This window comes from Limnoglobus sp. (assembly GCF_059499385.1).
Genome location: NZ_JCABYM010000041.1, coordinates 42,725 through 66,420, shown reverse-complemented (window position 1 = coordinate 66,420; position 23,696 = coordinate 42,725). Strand labels below are relative to the sequence as shown.

The following is a 23,696-nucleotide window of genomic DNA, read 5'->3' as shown; positions in this document are numbered from 1 at the left end:
GTCTTGGACGACGACCCCGACCATGTATCCGGGGTTCGACCAGATGGATCGGCTTTGGTGCGCGCTCGAAACATGGAGCCGGGAATCGCAGGGAGGGCAGCTTGGCGTCTTCCGGGCCTTAAAGCTCGGAGCTTTTGCGCACGTCAGCATACCGTGGGCCCAGGCGATCATGACGGAGGAGGAGAGGAGCCGCCTTCCAGGGGTGTTCGCGGCCAGCGAAATAACTCCCCACTCACCTGCCCCACCGGCCCGCCTCCGGCAGATCGTGAGCGAGTTCGGCGGGTCCTGTCTGAGCGGGCGGACCCGGCGGGCGGTCGCGGCGGGCGGCGACCTCGAAAGCTTCGTACTAGATGACCTGCGGCGGGAGTTGCGGGCGTGGGATGGTACCTGCCGGTCGCAGTTCCAGGATTCCGGCCGGACGGTCGCCGTCCTGCCAAGATCGGCCGACCTGGTGCCGTTCCTGGTGAGGCGGGGCAACCAGTTACTGGCCCGGCTCAGGTTCGAGAGTGCAATCGATGGCGAGGTTCGAGCCGTCCGGTACCAGTCCGTAAGCGGACGGCCGGCACTCGTCGCCACCCCGACTGCCGGGTGGTCGCCAATCGTTCGAACAGAGGACGGGAATGATTTCGACGCTTCGAGACTTGACTGGGACAAAGACTGCGTGTGGACCGGTGTCCCAACGAGTGGCCCCCGGCGGCTTAGATTCTCCGGACGAAGCGTCCGTGTGTTTGTTCCGGCGACCCGGTACGGGCTTGGTGGTTTGGTTGAGGGCGATCAACTTCCGGCGTCTGGAGGTTGCTGGGTGGCCGCCGGGTCGCCCGAACGGGCGGCGGTCGAGGGCTGGCTCCGTCGTTTGCCTGCCACGTCCTACCGAACAGAACACGCGTGCCTGCCATTTAAATGGATCTTATACCGCATCGATGCAGTTCCCGCAGACTCCACCTTGCGGGCCGAGTTCCCGGGCGGGGCCGAGGACGTCGAGCCGGAACTGCGGTTGAAAGGTGGCCTGCGCGTTCGGCGGGGCGGCGGTAAGGAGTATCACGCTTTCGCCCCGCCGCGTCTTGAACTCGGCGGCGACCGGGTGGCTGTCACCGTCGAGGCGGGGGAAGTGCCACTCATTCCGGTGGATGACGCGGATGGGGATGGGGTGTACGAATTACCCCTGTCCACCGGACCTGGAAGCGTGCGGGTCCGGGCCGTTCGCGGTGGAGTGACGGTCGCCGAGGCGTCGTTCACACTCGTAGAAGTGGCTCACGCTGGCGGCCCGACCCACCTCCGCGTCGTGCTCGACGGCTTCGGTTGCCCCACGGCGGGGCCGCCCGGATGGTGTGGGGGGTGGGTGGAGGCGTCCGGCCTGCCATGCTTCGACTTTCACTCGCTCGTCACGCGCGGTCCTGTTCCTACCTCTACCGCAGACATTCTGCCGGACGGGGACACCGGGACTTGTGCAGAAACGGGCGTCGGTGGTGTCACCGTCGTGCCAGCAACGTCACCAGGGCCCGACACATGCCCACCGCCTCCTCAATCGACCCACATCCCCCCGGTCGAGGATTCGGTCGTCCCCCAGACCTCAGATCAACAAGAAGTCACATCCGCCATGAGCCCTCTCGAATTACAGCAATTGGTCAGCAAGCGGATCGCCGCACTCGATCATCTCGTCACCCATATCCAGTCAGGACTCGCCGGTCAGCTCTCCTCGGCCCCGGCAGACGGAGTTGATTTGGCGGCCCTAGTTCAGACATTCATGGCCGAAGCGGCGGCCGTGAGGAGCGACGCCCGCCGGGTATGCGAGGAAGTCGGTATCACCACCGAATGGGACGACCGGGCCGGGTTGCTCGACCTGCTCACCGCTGCACGCGCAGTTATTGAATCGAGGATCAGAGCCGAGGCGATTGCGCCGCTGCACCAACTGGCGTCGCACCTCGACGGTGGGCACGTCGGCCACCATTTGGCGAAGGTCCGCGAGCGTCTAAACGCCCTACGTCGGACAGCTGTTGCCGAACTCCGAGCCGTCTCTCCTGCGGACGTGCGGCCGTTGCCCGGTCCGACCGACGGCCGAGATTGGCTGGAATGGTTTTGGACGGCCGGGGACGCCGCGGAGCAGGCCCTCGAGGACATCCGCGGGATGACTCCCGCCCTCGCCGACTTCCTGGAGGCGGTCACGCGTGAGCAGTGGACACCGCCCGGTCAGGCATCGGTCGCAGAGTGGTCACAGTCACATGAGGGCCTAGCCGGGGAGCAGCGAGGCACCTCAAGCCTCCCACCGGTCGAAGGAGATCGCCCGACCTCGACCGCCGACCTGCCCTGCTCCGAGCCGCCGGCCCCTCCGAATCCCGACACAGATAATTCGAACGAGGCAACCGCACCGCCGGGCGACCGGTCGGCAGTATCAGGTGGGAATGGGGCGGAGCCGGTCACGGAGGTATCCCCGCCGCTGGCTGCGTTCGTGCCTGTCGAGACTGTTCAGCCGGTAGCCTCGCAACTGCACGCGCCGATCAGTCCGAATTCGACAGCCGTGGCCGAAATCCGCGCCGAGGTCATTCTCGGCAGGGGCCGGCTCGTCGCTCCGCCCGCCCTCGACTCGGCCGTCGCCACGTTCAAAGCGTTCCGGAACACTCGCTGGATCACCCCCCAGGGTAAGTGCGAACCGGCCCCGTGGCTGGACGCGAAGTCGTTCGGAGCAAATCTCACCGAGGCTCTCTTCCAGTCGATCGAGAGCGAGCGGTTCGGGCGAGCAAAGGTATTCGCTGCGGCAGCTCACCTACTTGGGTGCGAAAGCGCTCCAACGCCGGACGAAGTCGAGACCTGGGCGCGACTCTGGCTCAACCCTCGTGACGCGGTCGGCCTGGGGATGGACGGGGTACTTCAACTCCGGCTGGCCGCGAGTGACGGCCGTCTCGTCCCAACCCGCGTTTGGAAACTCCGCCTGTGTCTGGAAGCGATCCGCCCGTCTCGCGACCTCCCACCCGCCCACGACGAAGTCGATGAGTGGTTAGACGCCACGGGCTTCACGTCAGGCGGGCTCCGCCAGATGCTCTATCTGTTACTCCGTGTCGGGCGGTCCACCGACCGCCCGACGGACGAGGTCCGTCGAGCGGTAACGGCGTCTGGGTCTCGGATTGACTCGCTGACCGAGGCCTTAGCGGCTGCCCGGAAGGATTTACACGCTGAGGTCCGACGGCTCTGGAGCGGGGCGGGTGGGAAGATCGAGCGGAGTCACTGCCGCCGGGCCTGGGACGAGTTCGTCGCACAGGCGCGGGCGACTTTAGAGCCGCTTTACCCACTGACCGAAGGCGGCCGGGAGGACTGGGATCCCGACGAGATGGGACGGAAGATCGGGCGGCTCGAAAAGGTCCATAAGGACATTGCTGACGAGCACAAGGCGAAGTACCACGACCGGCACAAGATGGACCGGGCAGCCCGGTCCATCGCCGAGAAATCGGCCGGGGTGAACGACCTGCACCGCAAACTTCGGGTGGCCAGAAAGGGCGACCGACAACGTGCGGTCTCGGACGACGAGTTAGCGGCGCGGGCTGAAGGGCTCCAGGCTGAAGCACCGCTCGCAGACCCGTTCGAGGAGGCGTGTCGGCTGCTCATTGACCGCCTCGTCGCCTATCGGGTGGGGGCGGACGTGAGGGTTGGGCTCACCGCGGCTGACCTCCTTGACCACCCAGCCCTCCTCGGGTGCGTCGCGATCGAACCGGCCCAGCTCTCGGGGTTGGGCGAGGCGGACGTCATCCCTGTCGCCGACATCAAGCTTCCGGGGGCAGCAGCCGCCATACTCCTAGACCCCACACCACCGACCCCTTGCGACCCGGTCGGTGCTGACTTCCTTGAACGGCTTGCTCGCGCCCTGATCCGCATGCAGCGATACGACGTACTCGGCCCACTCGTCCCCCACCTCAATCCGTCCGACCAGGCCAAGGTCCGCGCTGCCCGAAACGCCGTCGCCGCGGAGACGGCCGAAGCCTTCGCGCGGTTCCGGCGGGGATGGGAGCGGCTCGCCGACCTGGCCTCGCGGGATGAGAGGGCCGTAAACGCGGTACTGCGTGACGCCACTGACCGCCTCAAAGCCGTGTCGGAGGACGAGGCCGTCCAGGCCGGAAGCGAACTCCTGTTCCGCAACTGGCTTGTGTTAATGGCCGAGTACACGGACCGGCTACTCGAACACGAGTTGGCTTCCATCCGCCAGGCCGTTACCCAAGCTTGTCACCCAGCCTCGGACGACATCCTCCTGGCTCTCCGCGAGGGACGGCTTGCCGACGCTGTCTACCTTCGGAACGAGTCGCCGCGGGACCAAGCAACCCCTTCCGCCGGCCGCCGCCAGACCGCGTGGCGAAAGGAGGCCGCGGTCCGGTTCGCCAACCCGGTCGAGGCCCTCCGCGACTACCGCCGTCGACTCGACCCAACCGGCCGGTCTAAGGGGGAGATTGGCGGCCTCATCGAAACATGGCTGGAAGGCCACTCGGGGGTGCTCACGGCCGACCAGCCGCTCCGGACCCGATTCGCCGATGTCGTGTTCGCAGACACCTTCGGCGGGGAGGGGGAACAACTCCGGAAGCAAGGCAAGAGCGAGCGGACGTTCTTCCGGATGCCGTGTCAGCGGATGCGGGAGTATGTGGCCCGCCAGGGGTTGAATCCGAGTTTCCTCCCACAGCTCACCCGGTCTGAAGAGATCGTGCTGATTACCCCACCGACGCGATACCAGGATCCTGGGCTCGTCCAGCAGACCGCGAACCTTATCGCCGCCAACCACGCCACCAAGTTGGTCGGGGTACTCGCCCCGGGCATCAAATCTGACCTGCGAGCTGCGCTCTTGCAGGAGTTGCGGCAGCGGAAGGCCACCGCGGCTGTACTCGACAGCGTGGACCTGTGCCGGCTGCTCAACCCTGGCGGCCGGCAGATCAACCTCGTCATCGGGCTGCTCGAGGTGATGTTAGAACAGCAGCGATGGACGACCATGTCGCCGTTCCACGCCCACGACGGAGCCCAAGCCCGGATCGAGATGTACGTCGGGCGGGCGGATGAGGCTGAGGTGCTTGCGACGGACAACAAGTATTCCCGGTTGTTCTCGGGCCGGAAACTTGGGAAGAGTGCCCTTCTGAAATTTATCGAGGACAAGTACGAGGGATCCACCCTACCGTCCGGCAACCGGCTGCATGTGCTGCGGATCCCGATTGTCGGCAACGACGCCGACGCGGTCATCATCGGAAAGGTGTTGGCCGAGCTCAAAAATCGACTTAAATTCGAGCCAACAGGGCCGGTGGCGCTGACCACTGACGCCTTCCTAGCGGCCCTGTCCGAGTACCTGGTTTCCCGTCCGCAAGACAGCCTGCTCGTCATCCTCGACGAGGCCGACGTGTTTATTGAGCGGCAACTTCAGCAGTACGACGCCCACAAGGAGCAGTGCCTGAGTTTCCGCATCCGGTCCGACGCCCAGAAGGAGGTAGACGGCCAGGGGTTACCCCGCATCCGGTTCGTCTTCGCCGGTTATCGGAAGGCCAACACCCGGGGCGGGGCGTGGGGGAACTGGGGCGACCCGCTGCTGCTGAACCCGCTGGAGGGTGAGGAGGCCGCAGACCTGATCGCCGGGCCGCTCGCTCGGCTCGGCATCGACGCCACAGACGCCGCACCGGCAGTCGCTTACCGCTGTGGGTATCAGCCGGCGGTACTGCTGCGATTCGGCGAGCGGCTGCTTGAGTTGCTCGATGGCCAGCACCCGGACATGGCCGACCGGGGACACGTGGTCGTCACCCCGGCACACGTCCGGGAGGTGTTCGACCACCAGGCGGTACAGGACGAGATCCGGACGGTAGTGCGGAACAATTTCCACGGGAATGATGCCGGCCAGGCGGTCTTCTCGGCCACGCTACTCGCGTTCGCAACCCTGGCCCCCGGGGACGCTCTGGTGAACGCCCCCCAGGAGATCTGGCGGCGGCTCCGAGAGTTGGTGGATAAGGGCGGCGAGGAGGTCAAGCAGGCTGCCAGGCGAGTCGGTTGGCTCACCCCCCGCGGACCGGACGGGACGGAGCCGACCGAGGTGGCGGTGAGCGAAATCAACCGGCACTTGGCCGACTTCCACGAGCGAAAGCTCTTGACGCTGATCAACCGCGAGGATGGGATATTCCGGCTCCGCTTCCCGTACCACTTGGCCACATTGCTTGTCGAGGTTGAGGTGGAGGCGTGGGCGGCTCTGGCCAAGATGGCCCCAGGCACGGGGCCGGCGGGGGAGGAAGATGCCGGAGGCGATCCGGTCCACCCGCTTGCTCTCCGCGACCTGGAGGAGGTCCTCCGCAAACACCAGGAACTGGGACTAGGCGATTACAAGGCGGGCGTGCTGGGGACGCTCTGGCCCCAGTCCGTGGCGAACCCCGACTGGCTCGCGAACCGGCTCGGGTACCAGCCCGCCGACCTGAGCCAACGGGGCGAGCTGCGGGCAGTTGATGCCCGCGCCTACATAGAACTCTCGCCGGCTGACGCCGATCGAGTGCTTGCCAGCCGCCCGGCCGACGCCTCACCGGCGTTCATGGTGGGCGGAGCGGACCTACTCCGTTGGGGGCTCCGACTCGCAAATCGGGGGACGGCCATCGAGGTACAGGGCCAGCGACGGCTGACACGGGCGGCCGTTGACCATTGGTTCCGTCGGGTCTGCGGGTTCGAGTTCGACCGGGATGAACTCGACAGGATCACGGCGGCGACCGGTCGCATCCCGTATCTGGTCAGTCTGTTCTACCAGACCTTGAAATTGGTCATGGAGACGGAGGGCGGGGTGAACGTAGGCCAGGACCAGTTCAACCTGACGGCAACCAAGTACGAGAAGAAACTGCACGACCATCTGGACCAACTCGCCGCCGGGCCGGACACCGTGCGGCTCAGCCCACGTGAGCAGGAGTTGTTACTTATGGCAGTGGTCGCTGCCCGTTCGGGTGAGTTCAAGCAACCCTCTATTCTGAGGGACGTTCAGGAGTATTGGGCCGGGCGGCTATTCGAAGATGCTTGGGCGAAGGAGTACCCCGGCCGGGAGTATCCGACCGAGTACACCGACACGGCTGAGGACCGACTGGCCGCGCGGGTCTTGGCCGATCTGGGCCTCCTCCCGCTCCCGATTGATCAGACCGGGCCGCCTGGGGTGCCATTCCTTAAAGAAGCGGACCCGCTTGTGCGCGCCATCGCCCCGGTATTGGCCAGAGCCGGGCAGCGAGCGTGACGGGTTGGTCGGCAAGGCCAATGGCCGCCTCTGACACGCACGGAGTTACCGACGGATGTCCGACGAACTTCTGCTGGTGCTCAGCCGTCGCGGCGAAGTCGCCTGGCCGACGTGCCGCCGGTACATCGACGAGTTACACGCCCGGCTAGCGGGCGGTCAGCCCAAACCTCGCAACCTTGAGACGGTGACGACCAGCACTCTCCAGTCGCTCGGACACATCACGGTCGATTTCACGGAAGGGAGCGGTGTCGTACGCGTCGCTCCGCGGGTGCTCGCTCGGCTTCCGGTTGCCGGTCGGCCAACGGCAGTGTTGGTTGGGCACCGGACGGCCGACAACCAAGAGCTTTTCCTTGATAGCTGTGGGCGTGTCCACGGGGCATGGGCGACGGCGTCCGCGGGCGGCGGTGAGGGGCCGTTCATCCCCTACCGGCTGAGCGTCGAGACAGACTCAGTAGATGACTTGGCGACCGTGGCAGCGGCGGTCGAGGCACGGTTCGATCCCGACCCGGCCGCGTGGCGCGTGCTACAGATGGCGGAGACGGTGGATACATACCGAAGATCGCTTCTGTGGCGGGTCCAGCAGGATCTGAACTGGGAGCGGCGGGACTTCGATGTGGACAGCGTCCGGTGGACAGCCCTAGGTGCCTCGGGTGATGGCTTGGCCGAGTTCACTGACCCGCGGACAAGCCGGCGTACCTACCGGCTGCGGCGCGGGGACCGGGTTGCTGACGTGGACCGGGCATGGGGCTGTTACATCGCCCTGGCCGCCGCTGTGCGTAACGTTCTGTACTACGACGGCGAGGCCATATTCATCCCCCTTAGCGCACGTCTCCCGGCCCCGTTCGACACGGCCTTGACGCTATGCAGCGGGTTCGCTCCACGAGTGGTGCGCATCACGAACGCGCCCGGCTGCCCAGCCGCCTGTTTGCGGTACTCTGCCGTCCCCCAGCCACTCGCGGACCTTGCGGCCGCCAAACTCGGCCAGTGCCTCGTTCCCGTGCCCTCACCGGAGGCCCTGTCGTGATCCTGACTGACCCCCTCGGGGCGTTCGAGCGCCTCCGCGAGAACTTCATCCTGTACGTCCAAACCGCCTTCCGCACACGGTTTCCGTCGCTCGAGGAGGATCGCCTGCAGCTCCTCAGACAGACCGGGCAGTTTCACCAATCGCCATACCTCGAGCCCAGGGTGAAGTACCTAGGGTATCGCACCTTGAGTGAACTCGATGATGGCGACCTGCCGGGATTGACTGGAGCGGCTCGCGTAGCGTTTTTGAACCTCCTGCGAGTGGGACTGTTCGGGGTGGACGAACCGCGGCTGTACCGCCACCAAGTTCAGATGCTTCGGACCGTCTTAGGCGGCCGGAGCGCAGTGGTGACGACGGGCACCGGGTCTGGCAAGACGGAAGCGTTCCTGATGCCGGTACTGGGCCACCTGGTTAAGGAGCGGTTCGCCCACCGAACCCGAGTGCCGGGGCTACGAGGGCTCGTCCTGTACCCGATGAACGCGCTCGTCGAGGATCAGCTCAACCGGCTTCGTGTCGCGCTCGATTCGGACGAGGCCAGGGGGTGGGCCGCAGCCCAAGCGATCCCATACCCGATCTCGTTCGCGCGGTACAACAGTCTGACCCCGGTTCCCGGGTATCCGGTGCGGTGCGCGGACGGTGATCAGACCGAGCCGACCGGGGAGCCGAATGCGTCCAAACTTGGCGAGGCTGGCCGACGTCGGCAGCAGATCATCAACGACTCGGTCCAACTCGACGGATTACTCAATAACGCCAGCCAGCGTCTCGCGGCTGCGACCAGCGACACAGAACGGGCTGCAGCCGCGGACGAACTCGACCGACTGCTTGACGCACGGTTCTTCTTCCCCCGGCACGACGGGGCCGAGATGACCTCGCGGTGGGACATCCAGGCGTCGCCACCTGACCTCCTCGTAACAAACTTCAGCATGCTCGCCGTCATGCTGATGCGGCAAATAGAGTCCCCCATATTTGACCAGACCAAGGCATACCTCGCCCGCCCGGACAGCGTGTTCCACCTGGTCGTGGACGAACTCCACCTGTACCGTGGGACCGCCGGTACAGAGGTCGCGTATCTTCTCCGGCTGTTTCTAGAGCGACTCGGACTCGTGCCCGGCGACCCGAAGCTCCGGGTCGTCGCGTCCAGCGCCTCGCTCGGCGACGACGAGGCCGGGCAGCGGTTCCTCCGCGAGTTCTTCGGCTCCGCCTGGGCGGCCGACCAGATCATCGGGGACGACCCCGCCGACCTACCGACGCCACACACTGGCTCCCCGCTCTCCGTGGCACCGTTTGTGGCACTCGCGGACGCCCTGGGCGGTCCCGACGACGTCCGGGATGCTGCGCTCGGGCAGGTCGCCGACGCACTCGGGCACCCCGGACCCGATGCACCCCTCACACGGGTTCGCGCGGCGTTTGAACACGCGGCCAATAACATGGCCGGGCGGATACTCGGGGCCTGTGTGTCGGACGGCCGCGTTCGGGCGGTAAGCTTGGACGCGTTCGTGACCGGGTTGTTCGGCCCAGGGGTTCCTGACGCCGACCGGTTCCGGGCCGCGCGGGGGTTCTTGGTGGCACGTGGGGCTTGCCACCACTCCGGCTCTGACCTCCCGCCCCTCCGGCTGCACTGGATGTTCCGCAGCATCGAGGGGCTGTGGGCGACGGCTCGAGCGACACCGGACCCGGCTGACCCGGGTCGCACGGCTGGTCGGCTCTTCTTCCAGCCGGTGACTTTCGCCGACGGCGGGCGGGTGCTTGACCTCTTGTTCTGCGACCAATGTGGGACCACCTTCTTCGGGGGGAACCGTCTAGCCCTGTCCGACCACAATGAGGGATACGAACTGCTCGTGACCGAGCCCGAACTCGAGGGTCTCCCTGACCGGATGCCGGCCCGGTTCATCTGGCAACGCACGTACCGGCATTACGCCATCTTCTGGCCGCGGAGGGAATCCTCACTCCACGACGAGGCGGGACACTTCCACCAGCGGCGGCGGCACGAGCAGGATTGGCCCCAGGGGCGGCCGCCGGAAAACGCGCGGTGGTCCGAAGCGTGGCTTGAGCCGGCCACCGGAACGGTCCGGTTCGAGCCGGGGGACGGTTCGGTCTCGGGGTACCTCTTCACCCTCGATGCGGTGGACGCAGCATCCGAGGAGGCGGACCAGTACGCGGCCCAACCACATATCTGCCCCGCCTGCGGGGCGGACCGGACGTGGCGCCAGAGCGCAGCCCGCCGGTCGAGCATCCGTCCGTTCTACATCGGCATCAACAAGGCCACCCAGGTGCTGACGAAGGAACTGTTCGCGGTTCTGCCGGAGACCGACGACCGGAAGTTGGTTGCGTTCACAGACAGTCGGGAAGATGCCGCCACGCTGGCCAACGGGGTGGAGCGGGAGCATTTCTGGGACCTCTTGCGGGAGGCTGCGTACGACGAGTTGGCCCTTGTGTCGCTCGACCGGGCCGCGTACCTCTCCGACCTCGAATCAGTTGGCTCGCCTGTCTCGGCTGCCGCCCTCCGCTACTTGGAACAACGGCCGGAGGACGCGGCCCTGCTCCGCGCCCACCTGGAAACCCTCGCTGCTCCCGTTCCCAATGGGCTGCCGGCACCCCTCGCGGCGATCGTCCAGCGGGCCCGCGACGAGGCAGAAGGAGAGTTGGCGGCCGTCCGCGGCGGCTGGCGGACGGTCCCGCTCCGGCCGCTGACCGAGGACGAAGTCGGTCGGATGGCGCTGCTCATCTCCCGCTTGGCCGGCGGCGGGGTCGGCTGCAACCCGGCCTCCCCATCGCGGGATTACGAGTTCGTGGAGGTCGGGGCCGAGCGGCCGCACTGGACGAGATTTTTCGATTTCAGTGGGCTACCCGCGGTCGCATGGCGGGCGGACTTGGTCACCGAGCAGATCGTACGCCGCGACCAAATGCTGCGGAATAAGCTCGCCCGCGAGCTTTGTCGCGTACTTTTCAGCCGTGACTATTTCGGGTTCGAGACGGCAGGCCTCGGATACCTCACCCACGCGATGGCGCAGGGCGAGCTGACCACCCGTGGAGCAGCGGCCGGATTGGACCCGGCCACTTTTGGTCAGGTTCTCGAAGCCGTCATCCGGATGCTAGGCGACAACTTTCGGTACCTCCCCCCAGATCCGATGCCGACCCGCGGGCGAGACTTCCCAGACTGGGCACCAACCTCACCCAGTAGCCCGGTCAGAGACTACCTCCAAGCGGTCTTCCGCAGCCGTTTTCCTGACCTGAACCCTCGCGGTCGCGGGCGGCAGCAATACGCCGCGCTCGTTCTATCGGTAGGTACGGCGGTGTCGGACCTCTCAGATGGTGCAGTCTGGCAGGCCGACCCCAGGCGATTGGTGGTCCAACTCGCACTCCCGACCGACCCGGCGTGGGTCTGCCCGCGGTGCTGCCGGCCCCACCTCCAGCCCGCCGCGGGGGTCTGCACAACCTGCCGGGGGCCGCTCCCCGGCGATCCGAACGCCCGGGCGGGAGAGGTTCGGGACCGGCATTACTACGGCCGCAAGGCCACGGACCGGGCCCGGCCGTTACGCCTGCATTGTGAGGAGCTGACCGGGCAGACGGACGACCAATCGCTCAGGCAGCGGCTATTCCGGAACCTAATCCTGCCCGGTGAGGAAATCGACGAGCGGACGGCCGTGCCGCACGTCGATGAGATCGACGTGCTCAGCGTCACGACCACCATGGAGGTGGGGATCGACATTGGGAGCCTGCTCGCGGTGTTCCTCGCCAACATGCCGCCAGAGCGGTTTAACTACCAGCAGCGGGTCGGCCGGGCTGGGCGAAAGAATCAGCCATTCTCAGTCGCACTGACTTTCTGCCGGGGCCGCAGCCACGACCAGTACCACTTCGATGCGCCGGCCGAGATCACCGGCGGTGCCCCGGCGGCCCCATTCCTGGCGATGGGCCAGGTGGACATTGCACTCCGGCTCATGGCTAAGGAGTGTTTGCGGCGGGCGTTTCTCGCCGCTGGCGTGGGCTATTGCGCCGGGCCTATCAGCCCGCCGGACTCCCATGGGCAGTTCGGCCCGGCCACGGGCTGGGGAGGCGTGCGGGCGGACGTGGAGGCGTGGCTCGGCACGCACCCGGATGTCCCTACTGTTGCCGCTACCCTGACCGTCGGCTCGAACGTCCCGGCCGCCCGACTCGTGCAGTTCGCTCGGTCAGAACTCGCTGGCAGAGTGGATGCGTGCGTAGTCAACCCCGAACTCGGCGGGGTCGGTCTCGCCGAGCGGCTGGCCGAGGGTGGGATCCTGCCGATGTTCGGCATGCCGTCTCGCGTCCGATCCCTGTTTCACGAACTCACCGCCCCCGAGGGGGACGACCAGACCGCACGGACCATCGACCGAGAACTCGACCTGGCGATCGTCGAGTTCGCTCCCGGAGCCCAGCGGACTAAGGACAAGCGGTTGCTCCAGAGTATCGGGCTGACCGCCCCTTATCTGGTCCGGTTCAACCCGGACACCCGTCGGCGGGAGTGGCAGTTGCCCGACGACCCGGCCCCGTATACCTCGCCGGGGCAACTACTAGTGTGCGGCCAATGCCGGAATACCGTGTTAATCGCCAACGGCCTTCCGGCCCCAGCGGCGTGTGACAACTGCGGGCTGGCTCGGACCGACGAGCCTGGGCCGGACCCGAGATTTCGGTGCCTGCCGACGGCCATCCCGACGGGTTTCCGGACGATCCTGGACCGGGCGGCCGACGCGGGCGAGGAACAGGACCGCCCGCCGGGGTATGCGGTGACGCTCGCCTTGACCGCCTCCGACAACGCTCCGGGCGTCAACCACCCACCCGGCCTGAACACGACCCTCCGGCTCGTACCGGGCGGGCGGGTGTACCGGGTGAATGACAATGCCGGCCGGCTGTTCGAGGGCAGCGCGCGGCCGTTCGACTGCGGCTTCTACCGCGGCACCCAGCGGCGTACATTCCCCCTCAGCCCACAATGGATCGCTGGGGAGTTTCAGCCCAACGGCTTGATCCGAGGGCAGGCGGACCAGATAGCGTTGGTGGCGGCCAAGTCCACCGACGTCCTCCAGATCGGCCCCCGGTCGAACCTGAATGGCCTCGCCCTCGATCCGATGCGGAGTGGGTCGGCGGTGCGGGCCGCGTACTACTCGGCGGGGTTCCTCCTGACCCACGCCGTCGCGGCGGAACTCGACGTGGATCCGGCCGAACTTGAGATCAGTAGCCTGTTCCGCGACCAGCAGCCGGGCCAGGGGAGCGACGCTAGTTATTTCGGGGTACTGTTCGTCAACGACCGGCTGCCAAATGGAGCGGGGTTCACCCGCTGGCTGAATGACCACTTCGCCACCCTGCTCGGGTCGGTCCTTGCTGGCACCAACCCGTTTGCCGGACGGGTACTCGACCCCAGCCACCGGGGCCGGTGCGACTCCCGTTGCCCGCTGTGCCTGCAGCACTTTCGGAACATGAACTACCACGGGCTACTCGACTGGCGGCTCGGGCTGTCGCTACTCCGAGTGCTGGCCGACCCCGGGTACCTTTGCGGGCTGGACGGGTCGTTCTCCGGCCCCGACTTGGAAGCGTGGCCCGGGGTGGGTGGCGCGCCAATCGACTGGGCGGCCTGGGCCGAGGAGTTGGTGGGAGCGTACTGCCACGACTTCGGCTGTACCCCGCAGACGTTCGGACAGCTGCCCGGCTTCGTTGACGCTGACGGTGGGGCGGTGGTCGTCACGCACCCCCTGTGGCAAGACCAGTCGAACGTCGAGGAAAACATCCTCGCCGAGGCACGACTCGCGGCCGGACCCGGCGTGCGGACGATGGACTCGTTCAACCTGGCTGCCCGCCCGGCGTGGGTGCGGCGGAAGCTGTCCCCACCCTAAGGAGTTTCCGTGCCCGATGGCACACTAGACTCCGCGGGCCTGCCGGCGGCGCCCCTACCGCTCTCCCCGAGCGGGTACCAGACCCTGCTCGCCTGCGGGCTCCGGTACATCTGGGAGGAGTCGCGCGAGCCGCCCCGGCTGCCGGGATACCCGGCAGCCCGGCTCGGGACCGCAGTGCACGACCTGCTCGCACAGGCCGGTCGGGGTGTGCTGCCCCCGGAACCCACGCAGATCCGTCAGGCGTGGCGAGAGGCAGTCGCGGCCGTCGAGGAACGGATGCGGCAATCGTGGCTTGAGCGTCCCTTCGTTCCGCTCAGGGCGTGGGTCCGCAACTACGAAGAGACCCGGGTCGCGACGGTCCGGCTCGCTGTCTCCGTCGCCGCCGCTTGGCGGCCCGCACCCCGGCCGGGCGGAGGCGGGCCAGGAGGTCTCCCGCCCGAAACCCGGCTGACGAGCGCGGACGGGACGGTGAGCGGCCGTATCGACGTCGCGCGGTGGACCCCGGACGGGGTAGTCGTCCGGGACTATAAGACGGGCGACGTACTCGACAACACTGAGGGCGGCGGGCACGATGTTAGGGCCGCGTACCAAGTCCAGCTCAAGCTATATGCCGCCCTGCACGCCGACGCCCGCAAGTTTTGGCCGGTCGGGTTGGAACTCGTGACGATGTCAGGCGAGATTATCCCGGTTCAGTTTACTCAGGCCGAATGCGCCGTTCTCTTCGACGAGGCGAAGGGGCGAGCTGCGGACCTGTGGAGGCGGGTGGGCCAGGTGCGGGCGGGGCAGGCGGCGCTCACGGATCTTGCCACGCCGGGGGCGGCTTGCCAGTGGTGCCGCTACCGGCCCGTCTGCCCGGCGTACCGCCCCTGGTCCGAGTCGCAGACTCCTTCCGACTCGTGGGCCCGTGACGTTTGGGGGACCGTGCAGGGCGTAAGCACCACCCGCCGGAGCCTGGCGGTCGTCGAACTCAACACCTCGTGCGGGCCACTCCAACTGATCGATCTCGATCCGACTTCCGACCGCAACCCGGCCCTCGCCGGCCTCACTCGTGGCTCAACTGCGGCCGTGTTCGACGCCCGGCCCATCAACGAGCGGACGCTCAAGGCGGGCGACCGTACGGTGCTGTATCGAATTCCGGAGCAGGTCTGAAATGGATCGCTAAGTCAGGTGCTCAAGCAGCTGTGACCGGGCATCTGTGCCGCGGAGCGAGGGCAAAGTCAGAGGGGCCGGTTCCTACCCCGGCCGAGACCAGACAAGCTTTTTGTATTGCTCCAGAAGGTAGTTCGCGAGAGCCTGCACGTCCTTGGGTGTGTTTTGGATCTCGTTCCATTTGCGGGTTGTGCCAGGGCCGAATTCCCAGCTGCCTTCGGTCCAGCGGCACCTGTCGGCAAGCGGTACCAAGTTGGCCCGGAACTGCTCCCTCGAAGGAATTCCTTTTCCACGGTAGCGATCGGCGATAGCGTCCATCACGAAACCGAGGCCGATCACTCCGGCCCCGTGCATCAGCCGAGACCGTCGGGGCGGGAGCCCCCAGGCTGGCTTGAAGACATCTGACACCGCCCACCAGAAATCCTTCACCGCAGCGAGCATCGGCTCGGTGTCGCTCCGTTCGCCGTCGTCTCGGCGGAACCGAAACAAAAGGCCGTCGGTTATACTGTTTTCCAGCATCTTGATGATCGAGTTATCCTTCACGACCCCGCCTGGGATTGTCGGGGTGCGGATCAGTCCTTTGAGCGGTGAGTCGGCGTCCAAATTCAACCGATCGAGCAGGATGGTGGGAAAGCGGCGTCGCTGTAGCTGATTCGGCAACCGGGCCGTGGTCACCGGGAGCAGTTCGTACACGAGACCTTTGGGAAGCGGCTTTGTTGAGTTGACCAGAATGAACTGCTCCCGCTGCTCGTGGTCCCGGTCGGCCTTAAACCCCACAACGCAGACCGGAAACCGCTTCACCCGCGCGTCCCGGATGGCGGCCGTCCGCTGCTGACCATCCACAATCCACCCCGGCAAGTCGGTCATGCCCTCGCCAGACGCGACGGGAATGAGGAGCGTGCCTAGGCGGCTGTAGGCGGTATCGGCGGCCGGTCCTGGAAGAGGCTCGAACTTCACTCGCTTATCGAAGGCGACAACGATCGCGTTCGGGATGAGGGGGTTGGCGGACTCCAGGTAAGTACGGATCTCGGCGATGTGCGAGAGCACCTCCGGCCTCTGGTAGCCCGCGATCTGTTGGTCCTTGCGGGCGATCCGGGACACGGACGCGATCCGCGGCAACAGCTTCCCGTCCACGGCGAAGCTGTAGAGCACCCTGGACCGCCCCTGGCGGACCTCGAGGGCGGGGACACGGAGGATGGTTGGCGCTTTCACGTCGGGGTCTTCCTCTTCGCCGGCGGCCGCGGCGGGGCGGGCCGCCGGCGAAGTTCGCTCTGCAGCCGACCGTAGGTGACGAACAGGTTGTGGAACCCGCGGCGGCGGTTCCGCTCGGCCCCGCGGAAGAGCACGACGTGGACCCCGAGGGCCTTGCAGACCGCGCACGGGCAGGCGGCCCACGGGCGGTCACCGAGGGTCTCCCGGTACTCGGCGGTGCGGTCCTTCCGCGCGTCGTGTAAGGCCTGGTACTCCTTGAGCACCTGCAGCACCGACTCCAGCCCCCGGCCGGTCCGGGCGTACGCGGTCGCGCCGTCGAGGCAGGCCCGTTCGAGCCGCCTGGCTTCCTGCTGGTTCACCAGCCCAGCCCCTATCCGCTTTTGGAGCTTCGGGTTCCCTTCCACCTGGGGGATCCGAACGGCGGTGTAGGTGCGGCCCACCGCGTAGTAGTTATCGCGGTCGTCCATGAATGCCTGGCGGAGCGGAGAGGTGCTATCGAAGCTCGACACCCCGTGGCCGGCGAACGTCTCGACGTGCTCGCACCGGCTCACCCCGAACAGGTGGAGACGCGTGCCGGGGGTTCTCACCGCCGAAACTGCCGCCAGGATCTCGACGATCTGGTGGCTCTTGAGTGGTACCATCCCGCCGAGTCCGATTGTCTTGTACCCGAACCGCTGGAGTTCCCGCACGCAGTGAGCGTAGGACGCCGGGCTCCACCCTTGCGCAGCCCCGACCGGCTCGAACCGGCACCCCCGGGCCGCGTGCCGGGTGAGGAAGGCAGCAGCAAGTTCAAGGGTGACCGCCTGCCGCGCCCGCCACTCCTCGGGTACTGGGTCCATTCCGGGAAGGGCCCGATCGAGGTCCGGGTCGTAGGCCAGGATGATGTGGTCGATCGACACGCCATAATCGAACCCACACGCCGTGTAGAAGTCGATCACCTCGTCTACCGAAACCGGCGGCACCCGCTCCCGTATGTAGGAGAACGCCCCGCAGTCGCCCATCGTCGTGAGCGGCCGGTCGCCGAGCCGGAAGAACTCTCGCGCCCCCATTCGTAGCAGCCGGTGTCGCTGAGCGAGTGTGTACCGACCGCTCTCCCCAGCCCGCCCCTCGACAATGGCCCGAGACACGAGGACGCCATCGTAGGGCGGGCTGGGGAATACCTCATGGGCGTACTGGTCGTCGCGGTGCCTCATCCGGTGATCGGCCCGGGTCTCAGCGGCGAAGTCGAAGCTCGGATCGACCAGGTCCTGCGCGTCGGGGAAGTAAAACTTCATGCCGGCCTGCCCCCCTTAGCCTGGACGTACGTCCGGACGAGCAGGTTTGACAGAGTGCGGATATGGCGGCCTGTGTTCTCTAGATCGTCCCAGGGGAGGCCGTTCATCCCCTCCCACTGGCCGCTCGTCCAGCGGCACACTGGGGCGACCCGACGGAGTTCCCGCTCTACGGTAGCCTCGGCCTTGGGGTGTTTGGGGTCTACCCCAGCCATGACCAGATCCATGAGCCGGCCGATGGATCGGATGCCTGCTCCGTGCATGAGGCGGCTCTTCGCCGGCGGCTTCCCCCAAGCTTCGGGGAACACCCGTTTCACGGCCGACCAGTAGGTCACTAACAAGCCGCAGATGCTCTCGGTGTCAGTCTCGTTCGTGGTCAGGTTCCGGTACGGGAACAGGCAGCCGGACGAAGATAGAAGGCTCTCTGCGATCATCCCAACGACTGCGGTGTCGGTCACGACGCCGACCGCCTTCTCGCCATCCGACGCCCGGCGGATCAGCCGGTGAAATGGGGAAGTGGGGCTCTGGTTGAGCCAGTTGCACAGGGCCGATGGGAGTTTCTTCGACGCTAGGCGCGCGGGGAGGGCGGTTGACACCTCCGGGAGGAGTTCAGTAATGAGGCCCCGGGGTAGCGGCCGGGCGTTGTTCACCCGCAGGAACTGGTCGCGTTGAAGTCCCACGTCATCCGCGACGAAGGCGTTGACTGGGACAGCAAACTGTCGCCGAAGACTCTTCGAGAGAGCAAGCACCCGTTGTTGGCCGTCTACGATCCACGCTGGCTTATGGCCCGGCCCGGCCGGCACCGGGATCTCGAGGGTGCCAGCGGTCGCCAGCGGGTCCCCCACGTCCGGCCCACGGCCGGGTTTGAACCGCACGGCTGAGGACAGGGCGAGGATGATCGAGTTTGGGAAGAGTACTTCGTCGCCGTTCAGGTAGGTCACGATGTCCTGCACGTGTCGGCGGACCTCCGGGCGCTGGTAGCCCAGCAACTTCCCAGCGTCGGTCCGCGAGATCCGGGAGACTTCCGCGATGGCAAGCAAATCCTCTCCGGTTAGGCTGAACACGTAGAGTGGGTGCGCGGGCGTCTGCACGAGTCGCAGCGCGCGGCGGCGAAACACCTTGTCAACCGTCGGCACGGCAGCCTCCTCCCGTCCGGCGGTAGAGGTCGGCAAACCGGGCCTGACCACACGCTCGCCCTGTGTCCCGTAGCCGACGTAGTAGAGCCGTCGGACTGGTGGGCCCGGTCGCGGCAAGTTGCCGCCGGATGAACTCCGCGACCTCGCGGTCCGTCGCCCTGCCCCGGGCCGGCATCGTCCGCTGCGGTGCTTGGCGGCACCAACTCTCGACAGTGGCCTGGCAACGGGTATAGGTCAAAGGTTCCGGCCCCAACTCCTCGAGGAGTCTACGTGCGAGCCGGACGTTTAGGGCGCTCATCGTCCCGCCGGCGAAGCCGCTCAGCCTGCCAGTCGCCGGAAGCATGCTGGGGACGGGGGGCTCGAACGTGCCCCCGCCCGCCGAAACGACCGCAATCTGTTCGGGACCCCTGAGCGCCGCCGCCGCCGCCAAGTCTAGTGCGACGGCCGAGAGGTAAGTACCCGAGAGTGCGACGAGCAGGAAGTCCGCCGGGTACGCAGCGGCGACTGCCGCGATCGTGCGGGGCCCAGCGTGGGGGACGAGATGGTTGGCGATGGTATGCCACCATTCGGGGAGCATGACCCGTGCGACCTTGCCCCCGGCAGCACAGACCGAATCCGCCTGCCCAGGTGTGAAGGTGGCCGAGTACGGGGCCAGCGGAGTGTCGAGGCGGACGAGCCCATACCCGGCCGATACGACCCAGACGCGGACCGACAGGGCCGACCGCTCGGCGATTGAGCGAACAATTTGCCAGTGCTCGCCGGCGTACAGGTCGCCGGCTGGAACGGTGACAGACTGGGCCCGTAGGCGCGTGGCCCAAGCAGCCGCCCGCCACCCGACCGTCTTCCCCGGTCGGACCGCGCGCAGCAGGAGCGACGCGCGGGGCTCCCGCGTCTTTCGCTTCGCGCAGCTCACGACCAGGTTGGTGACGGCAATCACGCGGAGTCTGCTCGGTGGAATTTCGGTGTGCAGGCGAAACGTCGAAACTGTAGATCGCTTGCAGCGAGTCTGATCGACAGTTTCGGTGTGAGCTGTCAACCCGTCAAGAGCCGTGGCGAGGTTCTACGGAATGCCGACGATTTTGTGCATCTGCACGCTCAGACGCCATTGCGGGTGTGCGAGGCAATAGGCGATTGCCTCGCGTGTGTTCGCGGCGAGGTGGGGGCCGGCCATCGGCTGTAGGTAGAAGTACCGGAAGTCGAGATGCTCGTACCGCTCCGGGGGAGCGTCGATTTGCGGGAAGACGAGTTTTACTTCGTCCCCCCGCGTGGCTACAAGCCGCGCCCCCGGTTTGGGGCTAACGCACACCCAGTCGATACCAGCGGGGACGGGGAGTGTGCCGTTAGTTTCGATCGCAACCTCGACTCCGGCAGTATGGAGCGCGCGGAGGAGAGGCTGGTCGAGTTGGAGGAGCGGCTCGCCGCCGGTACACACCGCGAATGGGCGGGGGCGGTCGGTCGGCCAGGCATTCAGAACTGCGGCGGCGAGAGCGGCCGGCGAGTCGAAGACCCCACCGCCTGGGCCGTCCATCCCGACGAAGTCGGTGTCGCAGAACTGACAGGCCGCCGTCCTCCGATCTGCTTCGCGGCCCGACCACAGGTTGCACCCAGCGAACCGGCAAAACACGGCGGCCCGACCAACATTTCGGCCTTCGCCTTGGAGCGTGTAGAACAGTTCCTTCACCCGGTAAGGCATCGAGTGTACCCGCTGGTGTGGCGCGACCGCGGGGCAGGCGCATACAGACAGGTTCTTCGGACGCCGCATGGGCCCGACCGAACCCGAACTCGGCCTACCCGGTTCCGCCGGCCACCCGTTGCCTGCTACTGTGCCGTATCTGCGGGTCATGCCCCCTATAGGCCGGTGCGTGCTTGGCGGGAATCTCTTGGCGTTCGTTCGTGGGCGTGCGTTGTAGGTTGCCCGCACGAGTTCCTTCGGCCGATCTCCCCAGCCGGCTCGACCGCTAACGCGGGATCGGTTTAGCCGCTAAATCGACGTGGCAGCGGCACGCTCCTCTTACTTGGTTAGCCGGACGCCAGCCTCGGCCGCGAGGTCCTTGAAGATCTTGGTGAGCAGCCCGCCAGGGTTCAGGACTTGGCCGACCCGTTGGGCTTCCCGTAGGAGCCCGATGGCCCGATCGACCGGGCCGGGGCCGAGCCGCTCGACGCACAGCGTCCACCAGCGGCGGCTGGACTCGCCGTTCACGGCGGCGATGATCCGCTCCACCTGGTAGTGAGTTTGCTCCTGCTGGCGCACCCCGGCGGCCGGGATGCGTGCGGTTCCCTTACCCCGCCGGAAGACCGCCCACCACATGCCGTCACGGTCCCGTTCGGCCCGGTGCCCGGCCAGGATCGGCAGGCCGGCGTCGAGCAGCCGGTACACCGCACGGCCGAGCACCTTCCGCGCGTCGGCGGGCGAGCGGGTCTCGACCGGCAGTACCCGCGTCAGATCCGCGACCCGGCGGCGGTGGACGGTCTGGTAGGTGAACATCTTGGCGAGGTAGACCGCCAGCCGCTGGGCGAGCGGCGGGAGCCGGTGGAACAGCTCGCCCTCGAACCCGAGCCGGAACAGCCCGCGGGCCTGGAGCGCGGCCCGGAACGTGGGGCTCAACTCGATCTGCCCGTGCGGCCGCTCCCCCGCCCCGTCACCGGGCCCGGCCTTGAAGTACCGGACGGCCCCGAACAGCCGCCAGTCCATGTCCACGTAGGCGCGGCGGCGGGCGTCCCAGTAGGCGTTCTTGCAACTGAAGTCGTAGCCCCGCAGGACCACGAAGTCTCGCCGCATCCGGTCGTAGTCCTTCTTCGACGGGTTCCGCTCCCCGCGGCGGAGGAACAGCGCCCGCAGGGTGCCGAAGTGGATTACTGACGCACGGCCGCCCTGCTCGGCGTAGAGCTGGAGCAGGTCGAAGAGCAGGGCGTGGGCGGTCGCCCCGCCGACCCCGAGCCGGCCGGGGTACGCGGTCCAGGTGCGGGCGACCGGCCGGTCGCCCTTCCCGCGGATCGTGTCCGTGTAGGTGAGCGGGGCGTGCCGGTCGCGGGCCGGCCGCTTGGCGAACGAGAACAGCGGGAACTCGGCCAGGTCGAAGTCGTACACCGCCGGGCCGGTGTTCGGCAGCGGGCTTGCGGGGACAACAACCTGGTCGGTGGTCGGCTCGGTCGCGGGGGACTCCGGCCCGACTTCAAGCGTGCCCCCTCGGACCTTCGCCATCAGGCGGGCGAGCACGTCGCCGACCGGCTCCGCTCCGCCCCGTTTATTGCATTGATCTTTATTCATTCTTCTCTTTCCGTGCCCGGTTCGCTTGGGATGCCGGACGGTTACTAGTCGGTTCGGGACCGAAAGCACGAACCGTGTGCCCGGTCCCGGGACCGAAGTCACGAACGCCCTCCGGGTGTCCGGGACCGAAGGCACGAACCCCGGCCCTCACCCGCACCGGTAGCGGCCGATCAGGTCGTCCAGGTGCGGGGCCTCCCGCAACTGGTCGACGGCCAGTCGGACCAGCTCCTCGATCGTTAGCTTCGGGGCCCTGGGGTGCCGGCGGTGGTACGTCCGGGCCTGCTCCTGCAGCCAGTCGAGCTGGTCCGCCCGCACCCGGGTCGTCAGCTTGCACGTCCCGGCGGACGGCTCCCGGCAACCGGGTGGGTTGTGGCCGCCGAGCAAGTCGGCGGCGCGGGCGGCGGTGTCGGCCCGCCGCGGGGCGACGAGCGGTACGGCGGTGCGGATCTGCTCGCGGTTACTCATGGGCCATCACCTCCTCGGTCAACCCGGTTAGCTCGCCGGCCGCACGGGTGGCCGTACCGGCCGGGTGCCGGGCCGCGTAGTCGAACACCGTCTCCCCGTTCGCCCGGGCCTTCGGGAACGCCTCCGACTTGTGGACCCGGGTCAGGAACACGGCGTCCCCGAGCGGGGCGAGCTGGGCGTCGAGCCAGTCGTTGAGCACCCGCCGCCGGGGGTCCACCTGGGTGACGACCACCCGGCAGAACCCGGCCGGGTCCACCTCCGGGCGGTGCTGGAGGTAGGTGCGGACGGCGCGGAACGTCCGCTCCAGGCTCTTGACCGACTCGGCGTCGGCGTCGCACGGCAGGATGGCCCGGTCGGCCGCCATCACCGCGTTCAGGGTGACCAGGTCCAGGCTCGGCGGGGTGTCGATCACCACCGCGTCGTAGTCGGCCCGCAGGTCGGACAGGGCCAACCGGAGGGCCGTCGCCCGGTGGGGCAGGCGGGCGAACGCGGCCGGGTCGAGGCCGGGGTCGCCGGGGGCGACGAACAGGTTCGCCGTCGGGGCCGGGAGTATCACCTCGGCGAGCACCCGGGCGGCGACCGCGTCGGCCAGGGGGATCAGGTCGGCCGGCGGGGCGACCCCGAGCCCGGGGGCGATCGGGCCTTGCGGGTCGAGGTCGATGATCAGGGTCCGGTGGCCGGCCCGGGCCAGGCCGGCGGCGAGGTGGATGGCGGTGGTCGTCTTGGCGACCCCGCCCTTCTGCTGGGTGATGGCGATCGTGGTGGTCATGGTCCTCCGTGGTTCCGTCAGCCGGCCGGGGTCCGCCCGGCCGTCACCCGGCAGCCTGCCACACTTCGGACAACGATCGCAAGCGGTTCGACGGGGTTGCCGCGGGGCACCCGCCGGCCGGCGGGACCGCGGCCGGAATCCGGCCGGGGACCGGCGGTTTGTGTGGCCCCCGGGACCGTGCTACGCTGGGACCGCCCGGTGAAACGGAGGCGGGCTCTGCGGGGACGCAACCCGCCGAGGGATAGCCGGGTCGATGGTGCGTCGATGGACGCGTCGGGACCCCGGCGGACGGCAACGCCCGTCGGGGTCCTTCGGTTCTTCAGGCTTCGCGCGGTGTGCCTTCAAACAC

Annotated in this window: 12 protein-coding genes; 4 read left to right on the top strand and 8 right to left on the bottom strand. The window is 67.5% G+C overall.

The genetic code is table 11. The features are described from left to right. The first annotated feature begins 1,597 nt into the window (after positions 1-1,597). Genes AC5JJ2_RS06925 through AC5JJ2_RS06910 form a run of 4 tightly spaced genes read left to right on the top strand, consistent with a single transcriptional unit; the run spans position 1,598 to position 15,226 of the window. The gene (locus AC5JJ2_RS06925; RefSeq protein WP_495857238.1) at positions 1,598-7,207 is read left to right on the top strand and encodes a hypothetical protein; all 5,610 of its coding nucleotides are present in this window, start codon (positions 1,598-1,600) and stop codon (positions 7,205-7,207) included. Positions 7,208-7,262: 55 nt separating this feature from the next. Continuing rightward, a complete protein-coding gene (locus tag AC5JJ2_RS06920; RefSeq protein WP_495857237.1) occupies positions 7,263-8,231 on the top strand; it encodes a hypothetical protein in 969 nt (322 codons plus the stop codon). After that, complete coding sequence (locus tag AC5JJ2_RS06915) at positions 8,228-14,077, top strand: DEAD/DEAH box helicase (protein ID WP_495857236.1); 5,850 nt, start codon at positions 8,228-8,230, stop codon at positions 14,075-14,077. Before AC5JJ2_RS06920 ends, AC5JJ2_RS06915 begins: the two co-directional genes overlap by 4 nt. Before the next feature lie 9 nt (positions 14,078-14,086). Continuing rightward, positions 14,087-15,226 (top strand): PD-(D/E)XK nuclease family protein, encoded by a 1,140-nt coding sequence (locus tag AC5JJ2_RS06910; RefSeq protein WP_495857235.1) that lies wholly within the window; start codon positions 14,087-14,089, stop codon positions 15,224-15,226. An 84-nt stretch (positions 15,227-15,310) separates the two neighbouring features. Here AC5JJ2_RS06910 and dbpB (AC5JJ2_RS06905) read toward each other — a convergent pair whose 3' ends face one another. From dbpB (AC5JJ2_RS06905) to AC5JJ2_RS06870, 8 genes are all read right to left on the bottom strand, one after another. Continuing rightward, positions 15,311-16,438: a DGQHR domain-containing protein DpdB gene (dbpB, locus tag AC5JJ2_RS06905; protein ID WP_495857234.1), complete on the bottom strand. Its 1,128-nt coding sequence runs from the start codon at positions 16,436-16,438 to the stop codon at positions 15,311-15,313. Next, positions 16,435-17,712 (bottom strand): tRNA-guanine transglycosylase DpdA, encoded by a 1,278-nt coding sequence (dpdA, locus tag AC5JJ2_RS06900; RefSeq protein WP_495857233.1) that lies wholly within the window; start codon positions 17,710-17,712, stop codon positions 16,435-16,437. Before dpdA ends, dbpB (AC5JJ2_RS06905) begins: the two co-directional genes overlap by 4 nt. Then, on the bottom strand, positions 17,709-18,845 hold the full coding sequence (gene dbpB, locus AC5JJ2_RS06895; RefSeq protein ID WP_495857232.1) for a DGQHR domain-containing protein DpdB: 1,137 nt from the start codon (positions 18,843-18,845) through the stop codon (positions 17,709-17,711). Before dbpB (AC5JJ2_RS06895) ends, dpdA begins: the two co-directional genes overlap by 4 nt. Continuing rightward, a complete protein-coding gene (locus AC5JJ2_RS06890) occupies positions 18,832-19,758 on the bottom strand; it encodes a DUF6884 domain-containing protein (RefSeq protein WP_495857271.1) in 927 nt (308 codons plus the stop codon). Before AC5JJ2_RS06890 ends, dbpB (AC5JJ2_RS06895) begins: the two co-directional genes overlap by 14 nt. Before the next feature lie 147 nt (positions 19,759-19,905). Then, positions 19,906-20,538, bottom strand: coding sequence for a 7-carboxy-7-deazaguanine synthase (gene queE, locus AC5JJ2_RS06885; RefSeq protein ID WP_495857231.1), 633 nt, complete (start codon positions 20,536-20,538; stop codon positions 19,906-19,908). 318 nt (positions 20,539-20,856) lie between these two features. Next, positions 20,857-22,062: a hypothetical protein gene (locus AC5JJ2_RS06880; protein WP_495857230.1), complete on the bottom strand. Its 1,206-nt coding sequence runs from the start codon at positions 22,060-22,062 to the stop codon at positions 20,857-20,859. A gap of 198 nt (positions 22,063-22,260) precedes the next feature. Beyond that, entirely contained in the window at positions 22,261-22,578 is a 318-nt protein-coding gene (locus AC5JJ2_RS06875; protein ID WP_495857229.1) for a hypothetical protein, read from the bottom strand. Further along, complete coding sequence (locus AC5JJ2_RS06870; protein ID WP_495857228.1) at positions 22,571-23,347, bottom strand: ParA family protein; 777 nt, start codon at positions 23,345-23,347, stop codon at positions 22,571-22,573. The genes AC5JJ2_RS06875 and AC5JJ2_RS06870 overlap by 8 nt, the downstream gene beginning before the upstream one ends. Positions 23,348-23,696 lie beyond the last annotated feature (349 nt).

Excerpts from the sequence above, each read along its gene's own strand:
- queE (WP_495857231.1), bottom strand. The coding sequence starts at position 20,538 with ATGCCTTACCGGGTGAAGGAACTGTTCTACACGCTCCAAGGCGAAGGC.
- AC5JJ2_RS06920 (WP_495857237.1), top strand. The coding sequence starts at position 7,263 with ATGTCCGACGAACTTCTGCTGGTGCTCAGCCGTCGCGGCGAAGTCGCC.
- AC5JJ2_RS06925 (WP_495857238.1), top strand. The coding sequence starts at position 1,598 with ATGAGCCCTCTCGAATTACAGCAATTGGTCAGCAAGCGGATCGCCGCA.
- AC5JJ2_RS06870 (WP_495857228.1), bottom strand. The coding sequence starts at position 23,347 with ATGACCACCACGATCGCCATCACCCAGCAGAAGGGCGGGGTCGCCAAG.
- dpdA (WP_495857233.1), bottom strand. The coding sequence starts at position 17,712 with ATGAAGTTTTACTTCCCCGACGCGCAGGACCTGGTCGATCCGAGCTTC.
- AC5JJ2_RS06875 (WP_495857229.1), bottom strand. The coding sequence starts at position 22,578 with ATGAGTAACCGCGAGCAGATCCGCACCGCCGTACCGCTCGTCGCCCCG.